This window comes from Bifidobacterium miconis (assembly GCF_019331735.1).
Taxonomy (GTDB): Bacteria; Actinomycetota; Actinomycetes; order Actinomycetales; family Bifidobacteriaceae; genus Bifidobacterium; species Bifidobacterium miconis.
In genome coordinates this window covers 1-24,500 of record NZ_JAHBBH010000016.1, presented here as the reverse complement: position 1 = coordinate 24,500, position 24,500 = coordinate 1, and the positions used below count along the sequence as shown (strand labels likewise).

Here is a 24,500-nt window from a genome sequence, read left to right as displayed (position 1 = left end):
ATGGTCGATTCGCAAACCTCGCAGGACCTCGCCACCGGCGCGACGGCAACGCCGCCGGTGAGCGAGGTCGAACTTTCCCGTCGTGCCTACCGACGCCGGCAGCAGCTCAAATCGGTGGTCACGAGCCTCGTCAGCACCATCGCGCTGGCCGTCATCGTCGTCACCGGACTCCAGCTCTCCCCCGGCTGGCCGCGCGTCAAGCAGACGTTCTTCTCCGCCGAATACTTCGCGAAATCGTTCCCCGACGTACTCGACGGCCTGTGGCTGAATCTCAAGGTGCTGGTCGTCGCGGTGATCGGCGTCGCGATCTTCGCCACGATCATCGCGCTTGTGCGCACGAGCAAAAGCCCGGTCATGTTCCCGCTGCGCGCGTTGGCCGCGCTGTACACGACCGTCATGCGCGGTATCCCAATGATCGTCATCCTGTATCTGATCGGCTTCGGCATCCCCGGACTCGGCCTGTTCGGCCGCATCGACCCGTCGATTCTCGGCACGATCGCCGTCATCATGGGCTACAGCGCGTACGTGGCCGAGGTGCTGCGCGCCGGATTCAACGACGTGCACCCCTCGCAGCGCGCGTCGGCGCGTTCGCTGGGCCTGACCGCGGGCCAGACGACGTGGCTGGTCGTGGTGCCGCAGGCGCTGCGCAAGGTCGCGCCCGCGCTGATGAACGACTTCATCTCGATGCAGAAGGACGTGGGCCTCATCTCCGTGCTGGGCGCGGTGGACGCGGTGCGCGCCGCGCAGATCGAGGTGGCCAGCTCGTACAACTTCACGCCGTACGTGGTGGCGAGCCTGCTGTTCATCCTGATGAGCGTGCCGTTCATCCTGCTGAACGACTGGTATTCGGAGCGTCTGCGCAGGCGCGAACAGAGCGGAGGCACGGTATGAGCACTGGTATGGGCACTACGAGCGAACGCATTCCCGCGGTCGACGCCGTCGAATCGGGCGGACTGGTCACGTCCGCGCAGTTGCCGGTGCTGCGTCTCGACAACATTCGCAAGTCGTTCGGCTCCACGCAGGTGTTGCGCGGCATCTCGTTCGAAGTCAAACAGCATGAGGTCGTGGCGCTGCTCGGCCCGTCCGGTTCCGGCAAGTCCACGCTCATGAAGTGCGTGAACCTGCTCGAACAGGTCGACGACGGCCAGATCTGGCTCGGCGACACGGACATCACCGACCCGCGGGCTGATCAGGACAAGATCCGCGCGCGCATCGGCGTCGTGTTCCAGCAGTTCAATCTGTTCCCGCACATGTCGGTGCTCAAGAACGTCACGCTCGCCGCGATCAAGGTGCATCACTGGAAGCGCGACCGCGCCGAGGCCCGCGCGCTCGAACTGCTCGACCGCATCGGCATGCGCGCGAAGGCGAACGCGTACCCGGACCAGCTGTCCGGCGGCCAACAGCAGCGCGTGGCGATCGCGCGTGCGTTGATGACCGACCCGGAACTGCTGCTGCTCGACGAGATCACGTCCGCGCTCGACCCGATGCTCGTGGGCGAGGTGCTCAACATGGTCGCCGAGCTCAAGTCGCAGGGCACGACGATCCTGATGGCCACGCACGAGATGAGCTTCGCGCACGACGCGGCCGATCGCGTGGTGCTGATGCGTCACGGCGTCATCGCCGAGAACGGCACCCCGCGTGAGGTGATGGACGAGTCCGAGGATCCGGAGACCCGCGAGTTCTTCGCGCACTTCCGTCACTGAGCAATCCTGACGGCGATCCATCGCCGAGCCCCGCAGACCAATACGACGAGTGGCGGTTTTGTCTCGGTAAGGAGGCCCTTACCGAGACAAAACCGCCACTCGTCGTATTACGTGCGTATCGCTCAGTCAGGTCACGCGGTCAGGCGCTTGGTCTCCTCGACGTTACGGCCGAGTTCGGCGACGAGGTCGTCGGCCGAATCGAACTTGACCTGCGGGCGCAGGAAGCCCGCGAATTCGACGCGCACGCGGTGACCGTACAGTTCCAGCCAGTCATCGGTGATCGCGTACGATTCGACGACGCGCTCGTGCAGGCCGGTCTTCTCGCTGAACGTCGGCTTGGTGCCGATCGAAATCGCCGCCGGCCAGCGCCACGGCGAACCGTCCGCAATGCGCGCGCGATCGTCGGACGCAACGCGGTCGGATGCGGTGCCGTTTGTCGCGCCGTCTGCATTATTCGTTCCGTTCGCGTTGCTCGTCTCAACGCCGCTGCCGTTGCCTTCGCCGGACCCGTCGCGGTCTCCCGATCCGTCCGCGGCGGTCGTTTCGGCCGGTCCCATGTCGACCAGCCATCCCGCGTACACGCCGTCCACCGGCAGATAGCCGACGATCGACCCCTCGTCCAGATTCGCGGTCGGGAAGCCGATCGTGCGGCCGCGCTCCTCGCCATGCACCACGACGCCCTCCACCGCGTGACGGTGGCCGAGAATCGTATTGGCGTCCACAATGCGCCCCTGAGACAGCAGGTAGCGCACGTTCGTGGAGCTCCAGATGCGGTGCAGCTTGGTCTGGCGCTTCTTGGTCCACGCGCGCAGTTCGGCCTTGGTCATGCCGGCGCACGGATCGGCCGGCTCGCCCCATTCACTCGGCATGTGCGGCTGCGCGTCGACGGGGATGCGCACGGTGCCAGGGCCGGCGTCGTCCACGACTTCCAGCTCGAACACGCCGGTCGCGGCGGCGAGGTTCGCGATCGCCTTCACGTCGCCGGCGCGATCCTTGCCCATCGCCGCGTCGGAGCCGAGCACGAGCGCGCGCATGCCGAGCTTGCCGACCATCTGGCCAAGGAAGAAACGGTACGATTTCGCGGCGAACGCCATCGTGTAGCGCACGACGAGCACATGGTCGACGCCCATATCGCGCATCATGCGAATGCGATCGTTCGCGCCGGTGAGCGCCTGCGGATCGGGCGTGCCCTCCGGCACGTCCATGCCGTCGTGCTCGGCGGCGTAGCGGTGCGCCATGCCCGGGCGCGGGTCGAACAGCACCACCACCGAGAACGCGCCGAACCGGCGGGCGATCTCCACCGTGCGCGCGATCACGGCCTGATGGCCGCGGTGCATGCCGTCGAACACGCCGACGGTGACCACGGATTTCTTGCTCGTGCTCAGCGTGGGCCATGCGACCAGTCCGGTCGGGTCGGGGGTAAGTCGAGTGATGTTCATGCCGTTCCTCTGTGTTTGCTCGCCATTACTGACGATATCTGCTGACGCGCGTATGCACACGATGCTGCTGCCGGCACGCGTCTCGGTAACGATCGTCGGACGCGCGCCGCCAAGTCCTGATAGCCGCGTCCACTCTAGCAGTTTTTCGCCGCCATCGTCAGGGCTCCGTTCAGGGTTCACTGCGCCGCGAACACGACGACCGGCGTGGCCTCGCCGCGCTTGGCGCGTTTGACGATCGCCGCCACGTCGCCAGAGGCCCCGTCTCCGCCCGGCACGACGGCCGCGCTGACTTCGCGAATGTCGTACGGAATGCGCCGCCCGTATCGCAGGTTGTTCGCGTCTTCGGCCGTAATGTCGATCGTCGGCATGGTTGCGCGCACGGCGGTCTCCATGCTCAGTGTCCGTGCGAGCAGCTCGTCGCCGGTCTGGTCGAGAATGGCGCGGTTGTGCGTCACCGTTTCGCCGGCGCGGTTGACGAACGTGTGCGGTTCGACGTGCGCGGTCGCGACATGCGCGGCGATATCCGGCGAGGCGAGATCGAACCGGCCGACGCGCGTGCGCCGCAGCCGGGTCAGATATCCGCCGCAGCCGAGGATCATGCCGAGATCGCGGCCGAGCGCGCGGATGTACGTGCCGGCCGAGCAGCTGACGCGCACGTCGAGATCGATGACCGGCACGGTGTCCGGTTCGGATCCGTCGGCCAGCGGTTCATCGATCAGCGGTCCGTCCGTGCGGCCCGCGTCCGTGCAACCGACGCGCATGTCGAGCACCGTGAATGCGCTGACGGTGACCGGCCGGGCCGCGAGCGTCACGTCCTTGCCGTCGCGGGCGAGATCGTAGGCGCGCTGGCCGTTGATCTTGATCGCCGAGTACGCGTTCGGCACCTGTTCGATCGTGCCGGTGAGCCGTTCGGCGATGGTGCGTTCGATCGTGCCGCGATCGAGCGACGTCACGATTTCGGCGACGCGCGACGCGACCGAGCCCGTAACCGCGCCCGCCGTCGCCTCGTCCGGTGCGATGAGCGCGCCGTCCGCGTCGTCGGTTTCGGTGGCGCGGCCGAGCCGGATCGTCGCCTCGTATGTTTTGTCGTGGTCGACGATGTAGCTGAGCAGTTTCGTCGCGTTGCCGAAGCCGATGACGAGCACGCCGGTGGCCATCGGGTCGAGCGTGCCCGCGTGGCCGACTTTCTTGGTGTGCAGTCCGGCGCGCGCGGCGGCGACCAGATCATGGCTGGTCACGCCGCGCGGCTTGTCGACGACGAGCAGTCCGGACGGCTGGGGTCGCGTTGCGGCTTGCGTTGCGGCCAACGGTCAGAGCTCCTCTACTTCGACGGCGTCCGCGTCGCCGTCGGCGGCGTCATCCGCGGAATCTTCGGCGTCGTCGTAGTCCGCGTCGGACTCGTCGAACTCGTCGTCCTCGAAGTCGTCATCGTCCTCGAAGTCATCGTCGTCCGCGTCACGCTCCTCGGGATGCTTGTACGGATCGGCGTCGCCCGCGTACTGCGCGGTTTCGCGCGCGCGGGCCAGCTCCTCGTCGCGCTTGCGCGCGATGGCGAGGATGTCCTCGATTTCGGTGGCCTCGCCGGGCACCTCGTCGAACACGAACTGCAGCTGCGGGGTCAGGCGCAGGCCGGCCTTGGTGCCGACGAGCGAGCGCAGACGGCCCTTGGCCTGGTCGAGCGCCTGCTTGGCGCGCTTGCGTTCGCCGTCCTCCTTGCCTTCGTGGCCGAGCTGGGTCCAGTAGACCTTGGCGATCTGCAGGTCGTTGGTGACGCGCACTTCGGTGATGGTCACGTTCGCGAGACGCTTGTCGTGCAGCTGCGCCTCCATCGAGGAGGCGATGACGCGCTGGATGAGCGCGGCGATGCGTGCCGCGCGCGGGTTCGTTCCTGCCATGGTGAAAGTCCTTTCAAAAACCAAACACAAACAAAATCGGCCCCCTCGGCTGAGGGCTGAGGGGGCCAGATGAACACGGTTGGGCGCTACTTGCGCTCGACCTCGCGCATTTCGAAGGTCTCGATGATGTCGCCCACTTCGATGTCGTTGAAGGAGCCGAGGTTGATGCCGGCCTCGTAGCCTTCCGCCACCGACTGGACGTCGTCCTTGAAGCGACGCAGCGAGGAGATCTCGAGATCGTTGACCGTGGCGACGCCGTTGCGCAGGATACGGCACTTCGTACCACGCTTGACCTCGCCGTCCTGCACCATGACGCCGGCGATGTTGCCGAACTTGGAGGAGCGGAAGATCTCGCGGATCTCGGAGTGGGAGGTGACGACCTCCTCGTATTCCGGCTTGAGCATGCCCTTGAGCGCGGCCTCGATGTCCTCGATCGCCTTGTAGATGATCGAGTAGTACTTGATCTCGACGCCCTCGCGGTCGGCCAGATCCTGCACCTGACGGTTCGGGCGCACGTTGAAGCCGATGATGACGGCCTTGTCGACCGTGGCGAGGTTGACGTCGTTCTGCGTGATCGCGCCGACGCCGCGGTGGATGACCTGGATGCCGACCTCGTCGGACACCTCGATCTTCATCAGGGAGTCTTCCAGCGCCTCGACGGAGCCGGAGGAATCGCCCTTGATGACGATGTTGAGCATGTCCACCTCGGACTTGGCGAACTGCTCCTTGAGGGACTCGAGGGAGACGATCTTGCGGCGCTTGGCGAGCTGCGCGGCACGTTCGGTGGCCTGGCGCTTTTCGGCGATCTGGCGGGCCGTGCGGTCGTCCGGGGCGACCAGGAACAGGTCGCCTGCGGTCGGCACGGACGTCAGGCCGAGCACCTGCACCGGCGTGGACGGGCCGGCTTCCTTCATGTGGTTGCCGTTCTCGTCGAGCATCGCGCGGACGCGGCCGTACGACGTGCCGGCAACGATCGCGTCACCGATGTGCAGGGTACCCTGCTGGACGAGCACGGTCGCCACCGCGCCGCGGCCCTTGTCGAGTCGCGCTTCGATGGTCGCGCCGCGGGCGTCCATGTTCGGGTTCGCGCGCAGGTCAAGGTCGGCGTCGGCGGTGAGCAGCACCGCTTCGAGCAGCTTGTCGACGTTCGTGCCCATCTTGGCCGAAATGTCGACGAACATGGTGTCGCCGCCGTAGTCCTCGGCCACGAGACCGAACTCGGTGAGCTGGCCGCGCACCTTGTCCGGGTTCGCGCCCGGCTTATCGATCTTGTTGACGGCCACGACAATCGGCACGTTGGCGGCCTTCGCGTGGTTGATGGCCTCGACGGTCTGCGGCATGACGCCGTCGTCCGCGGCCACGACGATGATCGCGACGTCGGTGATCTCCGCACCGCGGGCACGCATGGCGGTGAACGCCTCGTGGCCCGGGGTATCGAGGAACGTGATCTTGCGCTTTTCGCCGTCAAGATCGACGGTCACCTGGTAGGCGCCGATGCGCTGCGTGATGCCGCCGGCCTCGCGCGCCACGACGTTGGTCTGGCGGATGCGGTCGAGCAGCTTGGTCTTACCGTGATCGACATGGCCCATGACGGTGACGACCGGCGGACGCGGCTGAAGATCCTCGTCCTCCTGCAGCTCTTCCTCGTCGAGGTCGATGTCGAACTGCTGAAGCAGCTCCTTGTCCTCTTCCTCGGCGGACACGATCTTGATGTTCCAGCCGATTTCCTCGCCGAGAATCTGGAACGTGGACTCGTCGAGCGACTGCGTGGCCGTGGCCATTTCGCCGAGGTGGAACAGCACGGTGACGAGGGCCGCCGGATTGACGTTGATCTTCTCCGCGAGATCGGCGAGGGACGCGCCCTGACGCAGGCGAACGGTCTGGCCGTTGCCCGTCGGGATGCGCACGCCGCCGATGACCGGGGCCTTCATCTCCTGGAATTCCTGACGCTTCGCGAGACGGTTCTTGCGCGCCTTCGAGGACTTGCCGCCCTGACGGCCGAATGCTCCCGCAGCGCCGCCGCGACCGCGGCCGCCGCCACGGGACGGACCGCTGTTGCTCGGCGAGGAACCGCCCTGATAGCCGCCCTGAGCGCCGCCGCCGAAGCGGTTGCCGCCGCCCTGACCCGGACGGGCGCCCTGCGCGCCGCCCTGACCCGGACGGTTGTGGCCCCACTGGCCCGGACGCGGAGCGCCCTGAGCGCCGCCCTGACCCGGACGACCGCCACGGAAGCCGCCGCGGCCGCCGCCCTGACCCGGACGGCCGCCGCGACCGCGGCCCTCGTTGTTGTTCGCGGTCGGACGCGCCATCGGATGCGGGCGCGGAATGTCGCCCGGCGTGGGTGTGTGCATGCCCTGCTTGCGGCTGAACGGATTGTTGCCCGGACGCGGTCCCGGAGTCGGGACGGCGCCGCTGGCCTGCGGCTGGCCGGCCGGACGCGGCGCGTGCGGGGTCGGTGCCGCCGGACGCGCGCCGTTCGCGTTGCCGCGCGGCTGATGGTTGCCGCCGTTCATGCGCGGCTGGCCGTCGCGGCTGTGGCCGCCCTCGCGGCGACCGTCACGACCGTCACGGCGATCATCACGGCGACCGTCGCGTTCGCGCATCGGACGACCGTCGCGGCCTTCGCGGCGACCGTCGCGGCCCTCGCCCTGTCCCGGACGACCCGGACGGGAGGACGAAACGCCCGGACGATGGGCGCCCATCGCGCCCGGGGTCGGCATGCCCGGCTTGGGAGCGGCGGCCGGAGACGGCTTGGCCGCTTCGGCGGCATGCTGATGCTGGCCCGGAGTCGGCACGGGGGACGACGGGGCCGGAGTGTGATGCTCGGAAGGCTGCGGCGCCTTGGGAGCCGGCTTGTTCGAGGACGGTGCGGACTTGGCCGCGCCGGCAGCCGGCGACTTGGCACCGGACTGCTCCTTGAACGCGGACCTCAGACGACGAACCACCGGCGCCTCGACGGTTGAAGATGCGGACTTGACGAATTCTCCCATGTCCTTGAGCTTTGCCAGGACATCCTTGCTTTCCACGCCAAGTTCCTTGGCCAAATCATACACGCGTGCTTTCGCCACTAAAATTTCTCCTATCCGAACCGCGCGTATGACGGCGCGGTCAATGTTTGATTGTCGAGAGCCCACCCTGTTTCATCGTGCGACGTCTCATCGTGCGACCATGATCGTGCTACCTCGTTCTTCGCAATCAAGGCATGACCGTGCGGCACGACCATGCTTGGATTCCGAAACAAGCATACTCGCGCCGTTGGATGTGCGCGCATGTCGCGACACACCCGAAAGTTGCGGTGCAGAACGCCGCGTTACTCCGCGGCCTGCTGCTTCTTGGCGTGCGCCTCGGCGGACTCGATGCCGATCTTCCAGCCGGTGAGCTTCGCGGCCAGACGCGCGTTCTGTCCTTCCTTGCCGATGGCCAGCGACAGCTGGTCGTCGTGGATGAACGCGATCGCGGTCTTGTTCTTCTCGCTGATCACCTGCACGCCGGTCGCCACGGCCGGGCTCAACGCGGACGCGACGAACTTCGCCGGATCGGCGGACCAGTCGACGATGTCGATCTTCTCCGGGCCGAGGTTCTCCATCACCGCGCGCACGCGTGCGCCACCGGGGCCGATCAGCGCGCCCTTCGGGTTGACGCCGTCAGTGTTGGCGCGCACCGCGATCTTGGTGCGGGCGCCCGCCTCGCGCGCGATCGCCATGATCGACACCGCGCCGGACACGAGTTCCGGCACCTCGCGCTCGAACAGCTGGCGCACGAGCTCCGGGTGGGAGCGGGAGACGACGATCTCCGGGCCCTTCAAGCCACGGGCCACATTCACGACGTACACGCGCAGACGCTCGCCGTGACGGTAGCGCTCGCCCGGCACCTGCTCGCGGCGGGGCAGGATCGCCTCGACGTCGCCGATCGCGATGTGCACGTTGGTCGGATCCTTCACGTCCTGCTGGACGATGCCGGTGACGAGCTTGCCCTTCTGACCGGAGAATGCGCCGAACACGCGGTCGTCCTCGGCCTTGCGGAACAGCTGGGTGAACACCTGGCGCGCGGTCGCGGCGGCCAGACGGCCGAAGTCGCGCGGGGTGTCGTCGTATTCCTCGCCAAGCGTCGGAGCCGGGTGCGGATTGTCTTCGGTGGGTTCGCCCGGGATTTCGTCCCGCGCCCACACGGTGAAGGTGCCGGCGCGATCATCGAGTTCCACGCGGGCATGCTTGGCTGCATGGGGTGTTTTCATGTACGCAAGGCGCAGCGCTTCGGCCAACGCCTCATCCAACGCCTCGGGATCGATTCCCTGCTCTGCGGCGAGTTGATGCATTCCTGACAGGTCAAGTTCCATGGGTCAAGACCTCCTATATGAAGTTATTCCGAGCGCAGGGGCCCTATGGTCACAGTCAGATATTAGTGTAAGGGCTTATGCAGACACGTCAGGAGGTTGGTTTGGCCTGTTCGCCGCTCGCCGTGCGCCTTGTCTCGGCGATCGCCGCACTCGCGGCAACGTTGTCGCTGTCCTCCTGCGCCTCGCCGCGCTTCGCCGGCCGCGCCGAGTCCGAACAGACGCTCAGCGCCTGCGAAAGCGCGTATTACGCCGCAGCCGATTCGTCCGCGATGGCCGCACCCGGCAGCAACTGGCCCGCAATCATGCGCTATCTGTCCGCGCGTTCGGCCGCATCGCAGTGGATCGAGGTCGCCGCGCAGTGCACGGATCGTTTTTCCGAGGGCGTGCTGCGCGCCGCGCAGTCGCAGTATGCGGCCGCCGTGCTCGGCGAGCGGCTCGGACTGGGCGACGGCGCATCGCAGTCCGACAACGACGGGCAAGCCGACGATGCATCCGAATCTCATGCCACTGAGGGCGGCTCCGACGATTCCGGGACCTTCACCGTTACGCCGGAGGATGTTACGTCGACATCGGCGAGCGCCGAACATGATCTGACCGGCGTCGCCGCGCTTGACGTCACTCCCACGGCGCTGGCGTCAATGGCACTGGCCGAGGATCGTGCGGGGTTCGTTGCGGAAATCCTGACCGCGCGCGGCGATGACGCGCACGCGACGCTCAAGCTGTCCGCGATGCACAAGTCCGCCGGCGAACGGCTGATATCGCTGTCCAGGGTCGAAGCGACCGCCGATCCGCGGCAGAAAGCGTACGATATCAGCCAACTGACGGCCCATCCGGACAGGATCGTGGACCCGGCGACCGGCCTGACGGCTCCCACGCTGGCCGTTGCCGAAATCAACTGCGCGCGCGAGGAGCTGGACGCGCTCTCCCCCGCCGGGCAAACCACGCAATCCTCGGACACGACGAACGATTCGGGCGAGAGTTCCGGCACTGCCGCAACAACGAACGAAGCGCGCGAGGAATCCGAATCCCTTCGCATCCTCGCGCGCTTCGTCTCGTCCCGCGTCGCCCGGGCCTTCTCGTACGGCTATCCCACCTTCGATCAGGCGTTGTTCTCCTGATCTTTCGCCGAGCACCGCCTCTCAGAAGCACTATCCGCGTTCAGTGCGGTACATCCACGGCCGCGGGAACACCTATCTACGTTCAATGTGGTTCCTCTAGACGGATATCTCAGATATCATCCCCGTCATATCGCCGTCCCATGGCATTTCACCTCCATCGAGGTACCACACTCAACGCGAATAGATGTCCGCACGAACGGGAAAGTACCACACCGAACGTAGATAGGCCCTGCTTGCTCCTCCAACTGGTAGTCACACTCCGGATTCTCGGTCCGAACGGGGGTTACCGCACACGCACGGCGGTCCAGGAGACCGGCGGCAGGGTGACGCGCACGGTGCCGGCGGCCGGGTCGAACGCGACCGTGTCATTGGCGTGCAGGGTGACGCGGTTCTGGTCGTCGAGCGTGTTCTTCGCGTCGATGTCGTCCTCGTGCAAGGTCTGCGCACTCGCTTCGGAGAACGCAACGCCCTTCGGCAGCGCGATCTCGAACTCGTTGGACTCGTCGAGCGAACGGTTGACGACGAACACGTTGATCGAACCGTCCGCGCCGCGCACGGCCACGGAGTTGACGGTCGGGACCTCGCCGTACTTGGCGGTCTCGTAGGTGCCGGAGGCGAGCTTCGGTTCGAGCACGGTGCCGCCCTTGGCGAGCTTGGCGGTGAGCGAGAACGGGTAGAAGGTGGTCTGGCGCCATGCCGGACCGCCCGGCTCGGTCATGATCGGCGCGATCACGTTGACGAGCTGCGCGAGGCTGGCGGCGTGCACGCGGTCGGCGTTCTTGAGCAGCGTGATCATGAGGTCGCCGAACACGACGGCGTCGGCCGCGGAGTAGATGTCCTCGAGCAGGCGCGGCGCGACCGGCCAGTTGCCGATGCCGGACGGGTTCTTGCTCTGCTCCTCCTGCTGGTACCACACGTTCCACTCGTCGAAGGAGATGTACACCTCGTGCTTGCTCTTGAGACGCGCCTTGGTGGCGTCGATGGCGGCGGCCACGTCCTTGATGAAGCCGTCCATGTCGACGCCGGAAGCGAGGAAGCTGGCCATGTCGCGCGTGCCGTCGGCCTTGCGGTCGGGGAAGTAGTAGGCGTGGCAGGAGACGAAGTTGACGTTGTTGTACGTCTTCTGCAGCACAGTTTCCTCCCACGTGCCGAAGGTCGGCATGGAGTGGGCGGAGGAGCCGCACACGACGAGTTCGACGTCCGGGTCCATCTGGCGCATGCCGGCGGCGACGGACGCGGCGAGCGTGCCGTAGTCCTCGGCGGTCTTGTGGCCGAGCTGCCACGGGCCGTCCATCTCGTTGCCGAGGCACCACATGCGGATGTCGAACGGCTTGTCGGCGCCGTTGGCGCGGCGCGCTTCGGACAGCTTGGTGCCGCCGGGAATGTTCGCGTATTCGAGCAGGTCGAGGGCGTCCTCGAGGCCGCGCGTGCCGAGGTTCACGGCTTCCATGAGCTCGTTGCCGCCGGTCTTGTCGAGCCATGCGGCCATTTCGTGCAGGCCGAACTGGTTGGTTTCGGTGGAGTGCCAGGCGAGGTCGAGGCGGCGCGGGCGCTCTTCCTTCGGGCCGACGCCGTCTTCCCAGCGATAGCCGGAAACGAAGTTGCCGCCGGGATAGCGGATGGTGGTCGCGCCGAGTTCCTTGACAAGGTCGATGACGTCCTGGCGGAAGCCGTCCTTGTCGGCCGTGGGGTGGCCGGGCTCGTAGATGCCGGTGTAGACGCAACGGCCGAGATGCTCGACGAACGAGCCGAAGATGCGGTCGTTGACGGGGGCGACTTCGAAGTCGTTGTCGACGACGAGACGGGATTCGCCCGCCTGTGCCTGCTGGGCGGTCTGCTGGGTCATGCTGCTCCTTTGCTTGGGCCTGTGTCGCTGCGCGCGATGGCGTGTCGGCAGGGCTGCTGTTGCTGTTCGCCATACCGCCGCTCTGTACCGCATCGACGATATGTACCGGTACATATTCTATAGGTCGCAACGCTGCGACACACGGCGTTTTTACAACGATGTACCGTTCACATAACAAAAAACGGCCTCGAACGTGCGGCCGTTGTAGGATTCCCTCAGGTCGGCGTCTGCGGGCCGACTCGCGGCCCGGCTCACGCCTTGACGCGTCAGAAGTCGAAGTTGTCCGGATCGGCGCTGTTGCGATGGCCCGTGCTCAGCGTGTTGATCGCGGCCATGTCGCCGGCGGTCAGCTCGAAGTCGAACACGTCGACGTTCTGGCGGATGCGCTCGGCGTGCACGGACTTGGGCAGCACGACCATGCCGCGCTGGATGTGCCAACGAATTGCGACCTGAGCGGCCGACTTGCCGTACTTCGCGCCGATTTCGGCCAGCAGCGGCGAGGCGAGCAGGTTGCCGCCGGTGCCGCCGAGCGGGCTCCACGCCTCCGCGGCCATGCCGTGGCCGTGCACGAAGTCGACGAGCTCCTGATTGGTGAACTGCGGCGACGACTCGATCTGGTCGACGGCCGGCACGACGTCGCTGTTGGCGAGCAGCTCGTTGATGTGGTGCTGGTGGAAGTTGCTCACACCGATCGCCTTGGCACGGCCGGTCGCGGCGATCTCCTGCAGCTCGTCCCACGCCTGCTGCCATCCGTCCGCCGGCCAGTGGATCAGGTACAGGTCGATGTAGTCGAAGCCGAGCCGTTCGAGGCTTTCGTCGAACGCGGCCTTGGCGCGGTGCGCGCGGATGTCGTCGTTCCACAGCTTCGTCGTCACGAAGATGTCCTCGCGCGGCACGCCGGAACGGCGCACGCCTTCGCCCACGGATTCCTCGTTGTCGTAGATGCGGGCCGTGTCGATGTGTCGATAGCCGGCTTCGAGCGCGCTGCGCACCGCGTTGACGGTCACGTCGCCGGCCGGCGTGCGGAAGACGCCGAGGCCGACCTGCGGAATGACGGTGCCGTTGTTGAGGGCGATCACCGGCTGATCGCCGGGCTGATGCTCAGGAGTCATGACTCCCCTTTCGTTGCCGTGATTGCTGAATCGTTTACAGCATACGTGCGCATCCGGCCTCGGCGCACGGTCAGCTCACGGCCGAAACGCGCCGTGGCCGAACGTCGCGGTCAACCACGCCGGATCATCGGACGCGACCGACGAACGTCGCCTCGATCGAGCACCCGCGCCGCAGGTCGCGTCACGGCCGTGCCACGTGTCCGCCGCGCGGCCGACGCCGTCGGCCCACGATCCATCGCACCGCCGCGGCCCCGGCAACCAGCACACCGACCGTCACGGAACCCGCGATGATGGCGAACGTGCGCATCGGGGCGTCGTAGTCCGTCGTGTCCGGAGTCGTCGGGTTCGGAATGCGGTGGCCGCGCACGAGCAGTCGGTGCGTGTTCACGCCGTACGGCGTGCAGGTGATGACGGTCGCATAGTCCTTGCCGTCTTCGATCGCCAGATCGTCGAAGTCGTCGGGCAGCACCACGCTGATCTTGTCGACCTGATAGGTGAGCGTGTCGCCGAGCACGTGGAACGCGAACGTGTCGCCTTTTTCCAATGTGTCCAGTCCGGTGAGCAGCTTCGCGCTCGGCAGTCCCGTATGCCCGGAGACGGCGGCGTGCGTGCCGGCGCCGCCCACCGGCAGGCTGCTGCCGGCGAGGTGGCCGACGGCGATCTGCAGGACGGATTCGTCGGTGCCGTGATAGATGGGGAAGCGCACCTGCAGTTTGGGGATGGTGACGTATCCCATGATGCCGGTGCCGGATACGTCGAGCAGCGAGTCGTATTCCTTGCGTTGCGCGTCCGTCATGCGCCACCGGTTGGCGTTCGACGGCAGCGCCGCGTTGTAGGCGCGGGCCGCTTTGAGCATGGCTTGTTTTTGCGCCGCGGGCAGTTCGTCGGTGTGTTCGACGTAGGTGTCCACCGCGCGTGACTGATGCATGCGGTTCCACCAGTCGGCCGTCGACGGATACGCGAGCAGGCCCAGTCCCACGACCAGTACCACGGCGAAAAACGCTGACAGCACGGCGGAGACGATGTCGGAGATCTTCCGTTTCCCGTGACGTTCGGCCATGACCGGTCCTTTCCGTCTTCGCATGACTGTACGCGTGGATTGTGCGTGACTGTGTCCCGCGTGACTGTATGACTGCAACCGTTCTCATTGTAGGGGAACGGACGGCGCCCGCAGCGGCGCGAGCGCGACATGAGAAAGACCTTCCGGCCGCAGGAATAGGAGTAACGACGGCCGGAAGGTCTGTTGGTTGATATTACGGGCGATGGGGCGGCTGCACGGAGTCCGCGAGGTGAAGAGAGGTGAGGTGCGAACCCGTGCCCACCGTGCCATCAAGTGTTGGTGCTATCGGATGCCGCCGTTGGCCGTCCTCCTGCGTCGGCGATGCAGGATCAGCAGGCCGGCGGCGCCGAGCGCTGCGGCGCAGGCCGCCGGGACCGCGACGCTGGCGCCGGTATTGGCGGGCGGCGTCTGCGTGGACGGCGGCGTGGTGGTCGTCGGCGGAGTCGTGGTCGTCGGCGGAGTCGATGGCGGCGTCGTCGGCGGGGTGGTCGGAGGCGTCGTCGGCGGCGTTTCGGGCGGGGTCTCCGGCGGCACGGCCGTATTGGTCACGGTCGTCTCGTCGCCGTCGCGGTCGACCAGCACCGTGTAGCCGTCGGCGACGGTCTTCTCCACGATCTTCCACTCGCGATCCGCCGCCAGTCCGGTCCATTCGTGCGTCCACTGATTCGCCTTGTCCAGCGTGACCTCGTCGTAGACCTCGCCGTCGCGCAGCAGCTGGACGACCACGCTTGCAGGACGGCTGGATTCCGTGTCGCCGCTCCAGACCTTGCGCACCTTCTTCGTCACCGTTTCCGGCGTGTCCGGAGGCGTCGTCTTCGGCGAGCAGACCGCCTTCGGCTGCAAGGGCACGTCCATCGACGTGCCGTCCCTGCCGTCGGACGGCAGCGCCACGATCGTGGCCGACGTGCCGCAGGTCAGCGAGTCACTGTCGTACGAGCCCGCCATGACCAAGTACAGGCCGCGCGACAGTCCGTCGAACGTCGCGTTGCCGTCGGCGTCCGTGTTCTTCGGCTGCTGTTGCGGCCGCAGATCGTCGCGCAGGACGTATCCGGAGAGCGTTTCGGCGAGCTCGCGGCTGGTCTCCTGGTTCAGGTTGTCGATGCTCAAGTCCAGCGGATACTGCGCGAACTGTCCGTCCGGCGTGAAGCCGTTGCCCTTGGCGTTCCACGCGCCGACGTAGTACAGGTCAATCGTCACGCCGGCGAGCGCGGTGTCCTTGTACACGTAGTTGACGGCGATGCTGCCCGTGGTTTCGTCGGTTTGGCCGTCGTCAGCCAGTGCCGTGCGTGTCGGCAGCAGTGCGATGATGCACGACAGCAGGAGCGCCAGCGTGCAGATCGTCGCGAGGACGGATGCCCGCCAGTGCGACGCCGACTGCCGTTCTTCCGCGGCGGCTCGCGCGTCTGCAACGGCGCGGCGGACGACACGGCGACCGTCGTTACGCGCCGTGCCGCAATCGGATTCCGCGTGGTTCATCATGCCTCCTTGATAGTGCGTGACCGTCAGCGGCGACCGGTCCGGTCGGCCGTCGCCGCGGGCGGCGTTCCGGTTTCGGCTCTCTACGAATCGTTGATCCGTCATCATGCGCCTGTCCGTTTCCGTGATTCAGCGCTTGGTGCGGCGGCGGACGGCGAACCATGCCACGGCGGCAATCACGCATGCCACGCCCGCGACGTACAGCGCCGCCGTGCCCATGCCGCCGGACTTCGGCAGGGTCGAGCCGCGAACATTCTGGACGGTGATGGATGCAGTGCCGGCGTACTCGGTTTTATCCTTGTCATCCGGGTCCGTACGGCTGTCGACGGAGAACTTCGTGATCTTGGAGCTCTTGTCGGCCTGTCCGTTCTCGCCGAGGTTATAGAAGTTGAGCGAGGTCAGCTTCGGGTTGTCGCTCTCGGTGTCATGCTCGGCGACGATCCAGAAGTCAAGACCGCCCCACTTGTTGTAGTTGGTCGGCGGGTTGGTTTCCTCAAGCCGGTACCTGCCGGCGTCCAGACCATTGAAGGTGAACGTGGCGCCGTCCGCGCAGAAGTCTTTATCGCCTGACTCAATCGTCTGGACGGGCACGTAGTCCTTCTTGGTCGCGTCGTACTTGGACAGCTCGAATGTGGCACCGGGCTTGGCCTTGTTGTTCTCGTCCGTCTTGTTGACGGTGATGCGGAACGTGAACACGATGACCTGGTCTTCGGGCGTGGTGCCGGTGTCGCCCTCGCCGCCCTGGGTCGGGTTGTTGGAGTAGGTCAGGTCGACCTTGTTCGGATTGCCCTCGTAGCCGATGTGCGCGCCCGTGTTGAGTTCGACGGTGTATTCGACGATGACGTGGCTGTCCTTGTCGAGCGTGATCTTGCTGCCGTTCGTGTCGACGATCTGCTTGAGATCGGTGAACGAGACCGTTAACACGTGGCCGCCCGCGTATTCGTCGGTCGTGGTCTTGTCACTGGTTGCACCGTCGGTTGCAGCGGTCGACTTATAGTCCTGATAGTCGACCACGTAGCCGGTCGCCTTGTCCGCATCAGCGGTCGCACCGGTCACGTTCTTGATTTCCGTGCACTTGCCGGTCGTGTCGCCGGTACAGGTGAGCGTGCCGTCGCCGTAAGCGGTGCCGGTGACCGCGTAGACGTGCACGTCGTACTTCGGCGTGACGGTCGTGCCGGAGTCGGTCTTGGCATCGTCCGTCGTGCTGGCCGCATCGTTGGACGCCGTCTGGTCATCCGACTTGTCCGGCTTGCCCGAGTGCAGCGTCAGGCCCTTGGACATGGTGTCCCTGAACGAGTACTTGTACCAGCCGTAGGAGTCGTACGTGGTCGGCAGCGTGCCGTCGAGGCGGTAGTTGATCGGCTCGTGGTCATGCTCGTGGTCATGCTCGTAGTAGTCGTGGTCGGCGGAGTCCTGCCAGCCGGTGCTGGCGCTCGAACCGATGGAATCGTCGGTGTCCTTGACCTTCTTGGTCACGGTCGGCACGGTGCCCTTCGGCTTGACGCTCACGTTGCCGGCGACCTTGAGGATGTAGTCCGTGCCGGAAGCACCTTCGGAGCCGGGGATGCTGGATGCGTTGCCCTTGTTGCGGATCAGATAGTAGCCGGCCGGGACCGTAATGGTGTACTTGCCCTCACTTGGCGTAGATGTCCACGCACCTGCCTCGTCAAGATGATTCCCGACGATCTTGGCGAACTCATGCACCGCGGCTTCCTTGGCCGCCGCCGAAAGCCCGTTCGCAGCGGAGCCATTCGCAGAGCTGCTTTCGGACGCGGCGCCGTCGGTCTTCTCGTCGGTCGAAGCCGAGCCGGTCTCGTCCTTCGCGGACGCATCACCGGTCGTATCGTCGACAGCAGTCGAACCGTTCTCGCCGCTATCGGACGCAGCATCGCCGGTCATGCCCGCAGTCGCATTCGAATCATCCGCGGACGCGGCATCGCCGGACGCATTGTCATTCGACGTATCCGTCTTGTCGTCCGCCGCGTCGCCAGTCGTGCTTTCGTTTGCAGTGTTCTTATCACCGTCAGTCACGCTGCCGTCGGTCTTCCCCGCACCATTGCCGGAGCTCTCGTCATTGCCGTTGTTGCTCGTGCCGCCGCCGACTTCGGCGAAGTTCAGGCCCAGCACCTTGGCCACTTCGGCGGCGGTCGTCACGCCGGGAGCGGTCGCTGCGTTATTCGGATTGTATGACGCGAACACGTTGACGCCGTTCACGTTGAATGCGGAGTCCGTTTTCAGTTCGTCGATGATCGTGGACTTGGCATTGTCCCGATCGTCATCGCTCATAACACCTTGCGCCGCCGTGGCGATGTTCTTGCCCCATTGGATGTCGGACAGCACGCCGGACTTGCTCAGCGTGCCGGAGAACACCTGATATGCCGTGTACGTGTATCCGGGCGTGGTGTTCTCGATGGTGATCGTGTAATCGCCGTTCGCCGTCGGCGTCGCAGCACCGTCGTCGGCGTTCGCGGCCAGCGGGGCGCCCAGCCCGAACAACAGCATGGACGCCGCGGCCATTATTCCCGGAAGGGCCTTCCCCCACTGCTTCATAGCCATTCTTTCCCCTTGAACACGCGCATCGAATTGCCGAGCTGCATCGTCTCTCCTCCGTTCTCCGGATCCTCCGCATGGATCGCCCTCGTCGGCCATCGGGTATCCCTCCCGGCGGCCGTAACCGCTTGACGGGATGGAATGCGCGGCCACTTCGAGGCACACTCCATGTGTTATGGCGAGGCCATACGAATGGCAACGTTTGCAGAAACGGAAACACAACCTCTTCTTGTGGAATATCGGCCTATTCCCGTCTCATACAGCCCTCGCGCCGCTGCTCGCATCTCCTTGCTATCTTCAGCATACTGCGTACGTATTCAAAAATACAATTCGCCAACCAGCAATGCAAGAAAAGGCATCGTTGCCAGCCCTGAAATACCGCCATTAGCAAGCACACTCCACCACGGCGTGTCGCTACAACGTTTGCAAACCCTCATCCACTTGCAATCATTCGCAACCGGCATTCTCAGCAGAAGCCGCCAGAACACCGGCATCGTCCTAACATATCTGACCGGTTTTCCCCACAGTGCTGTTCAAACGATCGGACATGCCACCGGCGAAAAGACAATGTGGGGATATTCATACCACAAAAGGAAGGCAAGGACGTGAGATCACGGGCGTCGTCCCGGCAAAGCGGGGACACAGCCGCCATGAAACTTTCCCGGCAATTCTTCTTGGTAGTTCCATCCCCACATGTGAAGCAACAGACGCAAATTTGGGGATAATCACACCATGAACACCACAGAAAACGGCTATAAATGACAGGAAATCCCCACATCCGATGTTCATAGGCAGATAAAGGGGAATCATAAGAAAAGAGGCCCGAAATCCGAAGATTCCGGGCCTTACGGGCGGATAGGGCGAGATTCGAACTCGCGGAGGGGTTAGCCTCACACGCTTTCGAGGCGTGCTCCTTAGACCGCTCGGACACCTATCCATTCGTTGCGTAAGCAACTTGTCCATTATAAGGCGAATCACCGATCATGCAAACGCAATCGCATGCCGGGCGTGTCGGACACGACGCGGCGCACGCACCGCACCAAGCCCGGCATCACGGCATCGCAATAACGGCAACGATCACGGCATCGCAGCTTCGCGACGTCACAACATCGCCGTCACAGCTGCTGCTCGTGCACCGACGCGTTCACCCACTGGTGCTGCTCCACGTTGTATCCGGAGAAAATGCCGATGTCGAGCATGCAGTCGCGGTAATCGCGGCCGTGCGCGATCGTGATGTAGTTGTCGTCGACCATGCGGTTGTGCGTCGGATCGAGGCCGATCCAGCGCCCGTCATGGTAGATCTCGACCCACGCGTGCGTCGCGCCCTCGCCGCCGAGCAGGCCGGCGATGTAGCGCGCGGTGAGCCCGACGTGGCGGCACACGGACAGCATCACATGCGCGTAGTCCTGGCACACGCCCTTGCGCTGGGCGAGCGCCTCCTCGGCCGTGGTGCGGATCGTGGTGGATGCGGGCGTGTACACGAACGCGTGGAACACCTCGTCCATCACCTCGCGCGCCTGGTCGATCGGCGTCGCGTCGATCGGCAGCGCGGACAGCCGGATCCTGCACATCTCGATCATCTTCTCGATGCACGGGCCGGGAATCGTGAGCGCCGAGTTGAACCGGTACAGCGGCTTGTAGATCTCCGGCTTGATGTGCTCGTTGTCGACGAACGCGATGCCCTTGACCGTGTAGTTGAACATGGTGTGCGGCTCGGGAATGAAGCCCGTCATCACCACGGAGTCGAAGGAGTCGATCGTCGTTTCGAGATCGACGTGCGGTTCGATGTCGACTTCCACGTCGACGACCTGCTGGCGCGGTCCGGTGGCCGGCACGCAGCGGAGCTGGAATCGGTGGTCGGTGACCGGCGAGCTGAACGACAGCTTCATCTCGTAGTCGAACACCAGTTTTTTCATGAATACACGACTCCTCACATGGACGCCTCGGACGAATGGGCTTGCCTCTGCTCACAAAAGTCCACTCCAGTCTAGCAGAGGCGGCCCGTCCGTGCCGGGACGCGTCTGCGTGCCGGCCGTGTCCGCCGCAGCGGCGGCCGGTCGGCACACGCATCGTACACGTCACGCGCACACGTCACGCGTCGCACACGTCACGCGCGCCACGCACACGCGTCACGCGCCGATCGTCACGGCCGCTTCGCGTCCATGTTCATCGAGCTGAGCGCGTTCGTGTCCTTGAGCTCGCCGGACGCGGCGCGCGTGTTGAAGTCGTCGAGGAACGCCTGCAGACGCGCGGTGAGCTCCGGGTATCCGCGGTCGGGCAGCTGTCCGAGCAGCCAGCTGATGCCCGAGCCGAAGCACTGCGGCAGCGGCATGCCGTCGAGCGCCTTGGAGTACGTCTCCAGCTTGGCCAGCGGCGCGTCGAGTTCGTCGGGCGACAGGTGGAAGCGCGTGTACAGGTCGATGCGTTCGAGGTACTTGCCGATGAAGATGAACGCCTTGAGCGTGATGTCGACGGTCGAGTTCTCGACACCGCCCCAGAACGCGAGCATGTCGTCGGCGATGTCGCGCTGCGAGTAGATGTCCTCGGCGCTGTCGGAGCGCTCCGCGGCCTCGGTGATGTTCGTGACGGCGAGTTCGATGTACTGCAGCAGCCGCGACGTGAGTTCGGGGCGCAGCACGACCGCGTTGTTGAACGCGGCGACGATCGCGCTGCGCACGGAGTCCGGGTTCGAGCCGTCGTACAGGAACGAGTGGATGAAGCCGTCGAAGTCCTCGAAGTCCTCGGGCAGGTCGAGTGCGCGGGCGAACGGGCGGAACGCGTCCACGTCGGTGTCCATCACGCGGTCGTAGAACGGGAAGAACTGGACGAGCGTGGTGAACGCACGCTCGGTGTAGCGGCCGAGCCAGTACAGGTTGTCGGCCTTGGACGCGGTGACGAGCGAGAGCGTGTGCTTGCGCGAATGCGGGATCAGGTTCACGGAGGCGACCGATTCGCTGCGCTGCTGCGCGCGCTCGTGTGATTCGGTGCCGTGCTCCGGCGCGAGCACCCACGTGTCCTTGAAACCGCCGCCCTGCGACGAGTTGACGATCATCTGGCCGGGCACCGACGAGTAGCGGGTCAGGCCGGAATACCAGACGTGCGTGTTCTGCCCGGTCACGACGAACGCGCGCAGGTCGGCCTTGCGCGGGCTCGCCTCGCCGGTCTTCGGGTCGATCACGTCGATGTCGCGGAACTGGATGACCTCCTGCGCGATGAACCGGCGCGGTTCGGCCTTGATGCGGTCGGCCAGCTCCTCGCGCGCGGCGTGGTCGAGCGACGAGCCGAACACGACGCCGTAGCCGCCGGCCTCGGCCACGTCCTTGATGACGAGTTCGCCGATGCGGTCGAGCACCGTCTTGCGGTCGGCGTCGAACATCGGCATGTACGTCGGCGCGTTGTGCAGGATCGGTTCCTCGCCCAGATAGTACTTGATCATCTGCGGCACGAAATAGTAGATCGCCTTGTCGTCGGCCGCGCCGTTGCCGGGCGCGTTGATGATCGCGACGTTACCGGAACGGTATGCGGACAGCAGGCCGGGCACGCCGATCACCGAGTCCGGGTTGAACGCGAACGGGTCGAGGTATTCGTCCGACAGGCGGCGGTACACGGCACCGACGCGGTGCTTGCGGCCGGCGTAGTCGAGGAAGTACAGCTTGTTGTCGACGACTTCGAGGTCCTCGGGGAACGCGAGCGCCGCGCCGGTCTTCTCGGCCAGGTACGCGTGCTCGAAGAACGCGGAGTTGTAGCGGCCGGGCGTGAGCACCACGGCGATGCCCTCGGTGGAGACGAAGTCCATCGCCTTGCGCAGCAGGCGCGGGTAGTCGCGGTTATCGCGCACGTGCACCTCGCGGAACAGCTTCGGATTGGTGCGGCGCTCGATGTCGCGCGCGAACAGCGGGTAGCTCGCGCCGGACGGGATGCGCAGGTTGTCCTCGAGTACCCACCAGCGGCCGTCCTCGCCCTGCACGAGATCCTCGCCGGCGATGTGCGCGAAGATGCCGCCGGGAGGGGTCACGCCGTTGACCTGCGGGAAGTAGCCGGCCGACGTGTACACGTATTCCTCGGGGATGATGCCGTCGTGGATGATGCGCTTGTCGGAGTAGATGTCCTTGAGGTACGCGTTGAGCGCGTTGACGCGCTGCTTCAGGCCGGCTTCGAGTTGGTCGAATTCGTCGGATGCGATGATGCGCGGGATCGGGTCGTACGGGAACAGTCGGTCGTGGTATTCGCCGTTCTTGTACACGCCGAACCGCACGCCGTTGCGGCTCAGCTCGCGGTTGATCGCCTCGCGCCGGTTGACCAGTTCGCCCGCCAGTTGTAACGCCGATTCGACCATGTCGCACTCCTCGTCTCGTGTCGTTGCCGCACAGCCCGGCATCGCGCATGCCGCGCCCGTGACCGTGCATCGTTGCGGCTCGTTCCGGAGCGCGTCGTGTGCGTTGCATGCGATGCGTGCGTTGCGTACGACGCTCGCGATACATGCGATTTCGGCGCACGCTCGCGCCCCGGCCGGAGCCATGATTACCGGTTACGCTAGTCGCGCGCGGTTACCGTCCGTGCGCGACTGTGTTACGGGAGTGTTAGACGACGCGTCCGCACACGGACGACGGCCGGCGCGGCGCTCGCACCAGTCACGTCAGTGTGTTGGCCGCATTGGCCTGAGCTCGGCCGAGTTTGGTTGGGGGCGGGGGCGGTCTGAACTACAGCGTGCGCTTGGCGCGGATCGCCTCGGCCCGTGCGGCGAGCTGATCGTCGGCCGGATACGCGATGCGTTCGAGCGTGAGTCCCTGCGGGGCGATCGGTCCGGTGGATCCTTCGCGTAAGGGCGTCGCCATTTTGCCGGCGAACCAGTCGAGCGAACGTTTGCCGCAACCGACCTGCACGCAGCCGCCGACCAGTGATCGGACCATGTTGCGCGCGAACGCGTCGGCCACAATCGTGAAGCACAGCAGTCCGGACTCGACGGCCGGCGTGCGGTACCGCTCCCCCATCGCGTCGGCCTCGTCGACCAGCGGACGTGCCGGCACGCGACGCCAGTACGCGGTTTTGACCTCGCGGATCGTCGTGCCGCCCGGGTTCGGCGTGGCGAACGAGCCGAAATCATGCAATCCGATCGTCATCGCGGCGGCCGCGTTCATCGCGTCGAGGTCAAGATCGTCGTCGATGTGCAGCACGAACCCGCGCGTACGCGGATCGACTTCGCTCCCCCGGTCGGCGATGCGGTACACGTACGTGCGTTCCAGCGCGGAAAAACGCGCGTCGAAACCGTCCGGCGCGGGCGCGACCGAGCGGACGGCGATGTCCGCGGGCAGCAGTCGCTGCAGTCGTCGCATGAGCGCGACGGTCGGCGTCACGTCCATGTGCCCGACCGCGCGGGCGAGCGTCTCCGGCGACACGTCGACGTGGCAGACCTGATGACTGGCGTGGACGCCGGTGTCGGTGCGGCCTGCGACGACCAGCCGCAGCGGCTCGGCCTGCGCCTCGGGCGAGGACGGATCGTCCGGCACGCGCAGGATCCTGTGCAGCGCGGCTTCGATCTCCCCCTGCACGGTGCGCAGCGCGGGCTGCTTCGCCCACCCGTAAAATCCGCCGCCGTCGTAGGCCAGGTCAATCCGCAGTCTCATGGTTTCCGTCATGGGGCACCATCATAGCGAATCAGCTGCGGGAATATCCTGGCACGAAGCCATCCGCAGGTGCGCCTGCCGGCAGTTCGACGATCGAGAGGCTGATTTCACGATCCATCGAGATCAGTTCGACGATCGAGAGGCTGTTCTTCCTCAATAAACACCATTTAGGGGGTATATATCAGGGCAGAACCGGTGTTTGACGCGGAATGATAGCCTCTCGATCGTAAAACCGACCTCGTCACAGGGGAAAATCAGCCTCTCGATCGTGAAACCGCCCGACCAATCTTGGTCCTCCGGCCTCGGTCCGGATAGCACAAGGGGTCGGGAACCCTTGCGGA

18 protein-coding genes and 1 tRNA gene are annotated in these 24,500 nt (G+C 65.6%); 4 read left to right on the top strand and 15 right to left on the bottom strand.

All coding sequences use genetic code 11. The annotated features are described in order from the left end of the window. Together KIH79_RS06930 and KIH79_RS06925 are read left to right on the top strand one after the other, a co-directional pair. A complete protein-coding gene (locus tag KIH79_RS06930; RefSeq protein WP_219058753.1) occupies positions 1-891 on the top strand; it encodes an amino acid ABC transporter permease in 891 nt (296 codons plus the stop codon). A gap of 8 nt (positions 892-899) precedes the next feature. Next, a complete protein-coding gene (locus KIH79_RS06925) occupies positions 900-1,703 on the top strand; it encodes an amino acid ABC transporter ATP-binding protein (protein ID WP_236023678.1) in 804 nt (267 codons plus the stop codon). Between the two features lie 131 nt (positions 1,704-1,834). Here the strand turns inward: KIH79_RS06925 and KIH79_RS06920 are convergent, their stop codons facing one another. The 5 genes from KIH79_RS06920 to nusA form a co-directional block, all read right to left on the bottom strand. Next, positions 1,835-3,142: a riboflavin kinase gene (locus KIH79_RS06920; RefSeq protein ID WP_219058752.1), complete on the bottom strand. Its 1,308-nt coding sequence runs from the start codon at positions 3,140-3,142 to the stop codon at positions 1,835-1,837. 176 nt (positions 3,143-3,318) lie between these two features. Continuing rightward, positions 3,319-4,449, bottom strand: a complete 1,131-nt coding sequence (truB, locus tag KIH79_RS06915; protein WP_219058751.1) for a tRNA pseudouridine(55) synthase TruB — start codon at positions 4,447-4,449, stop codon at positions 3,319-3,321. Positions 4,450-4,452: 3 nt separating this feature from the next. Continuing rightward, positions 4,453-5,037, bottom strand: coding sequence for a 30S ribosome-binding factor RbfA (rbfA, locus tag KIH79_RS06910; protein ID WP_219058750.1), 585 nt, complete (start codon positions 5,035-5,037; stop codon positions 4,453-4,455). Positions 5,038-5,123: 86 nt separating this feature from the next. Continuing rightward, a complete protein-coding gene (gene infB, locus KIH79_RS06905; RefSeq protein ID WP_476695642.1) occupies positions 5,124-8,063 on the bottom strand; it encodes a translation initiation factor IF-2 in 2,940 nt (979 codons plus the stop codon). A 284-nt stretch (positions 8,064-8,347) separates the two neighbouring features. After that, entirely contained in the window at positions 8,348-9,373 is a 1,026-nt protein-coding gene (gene nusA, locus KIH79_RS06900; RefSeq protein WP_219058748.1) for a transcription termination factor NusA, read from the bottom strand. 77 nt (positions 9,374-9,450) lie between these two features. On the opposite strand from nusA, the gene KIH79_RS06895 reads away from it, so the two are divergent. After that, entirely contained in the window at positions 9,451-10,491 is a 1,041-nt protein-coding gene (locus KIH79_RS06895) for a hypothetical protein (RefSeq protein WP_219058747.1), read from the top strand. A gap of 283 nt (positions 10,492-10,774) precedes the next feature. On the opposite strand, the gene arfA is transcribed toward KIH79_RS06895, so the two are convergent. The 5 genes from arfA to KIH79_RS06870 form a co-directional block, all read right to left on the bottom strand. Beyond that, entirely contained in the window at positions 10,775-12,337 is a 1,563-nt protein-coding gene (gene arfA / locus KIH79_RS06890; RefSeq protein WP_219058746.1) for an arabinosylfuranosidase ArfA, read from the bottom strand. Positions 12,338-12,603: 266 nt separating this feature from the next. After that, entirely contained in the window at positions 12,604-13,449 is an 846-nt protein-coding gene (locus KIH79_RS06885; protein WP_219058745.1) for an aldo/keto reductase, read from the bottom strand. 181 nt (positions 13,450-13,630) lie between these two features. Beyond that, a complete protein-coding gene (locus KIH79_RS06880; RefSeq protein ID WP_219058744.1) occupies positions 13,631-14,509 on the bottom strand; it encodes a class C sortase in 879 nt (292 codons plus the stop codon). A 282-nt stretch (positions 14,510-14,791) separates the two neighbouring features. Next, a complete protein-coding gene (locus KIH79_RS06875; protein WP_219058743.1) occupies positions 14,792-15,988 on the bottom strand; it encodes a Cna B-type domain-containing protein in 1,197 nt (398 codons plus the stop codon). A gap of 126 nt (positions 15,989-16,114) precedes the next feature. Next, positions 16,115-18,541, bottom strand: a complete 2,427-nt coding sequence (locus KIH79_RS06870; RefSeq protein ID WP_219058742.1) for a SpaA isopeptide-forming pilin-related protein — start codon at positions 18,539-18,541, stop codon at positions 16,115-16,117. Between the two features lie 186 nt (positions 18,542-18,727). Here KIH79_RS06870 and KIH79_RS06865 point away from each other — a divergent pair, with 186 nt between their 5' ends. After that, positions 18,728-19,144: a hypothetical protein gene (locus KIH79_RS06865; RefSeq protein WP_219058741.1), complete on the top strand. Its 417-nt coding sequence runs from the start codon at positions 18,728-18,730 to the stop codon at positions 19,142-19,144. 243 nt (positions 19,145-19,387) lie between these two features. Here the strand turns inward: KIH79_RS06865 and KIH79_RS06860 are convergent. The 5 genes from KIH79_RS06860 to KIH79_RS13035 form a co-directional block, all read right to left on the bottom strand. Beyond that, a tRNA-Ser gene (locus KIH79_RS06860) sits at positions 19,388-19,472 on the bottom strand. A 178-nt stretch (positions 19,473-19,650) separates the two neighbouring features. Next, positions 19,651-20,451: a transglutaminase family protein gene (locus tag KIH79_RS06855; RefSeq protein WP_219058740.1), complete on the bottom strand. Its 801-nt coding sequence runs from the start codon at positions 20,449-20,451 to the stop codon at positions 19,651-19,653. Between the two features lie 227 nt (positions 20,452-20,678). After that, a complete protein-coding gene (locus tag KIH79_RS06850; RefSeq protein WP_219058739.1) occupies positions 20,679-22,871 on the bottom strand; it encodes a circularly permuted type 2 ATP-grasp protein in 2,193 nt (730 codons plus the stop codon). 364 nt (positions 22,872-23,235) lie between these two features. After that, on the bottom strand, positions 23,236-24,171 hold the full coding sequence (gene truA / locus KIH79_RS06845; RefSeq protein WP_219058738.1) for a tRNA pseudouridine(38-40) synthase TruA: 936 nt from the start codon (positions 24,169-24,171) through the stop codon (positions 23,236-23,238). A gap of 19 nt (positions 24,172-24,190) precedes the next feature. Further along, positions 24,191-24,316, bottom strand: coding sequence for a hypothetical protein (locus tag KIH79_RS13035; protein ID WP_274607625.1), 126 nt, complete (start codon positions 24,314-24,316; stop codon positions 24,191-24,193). Positions 24,317-24,500: the final 184 nt, after the last annotated feature.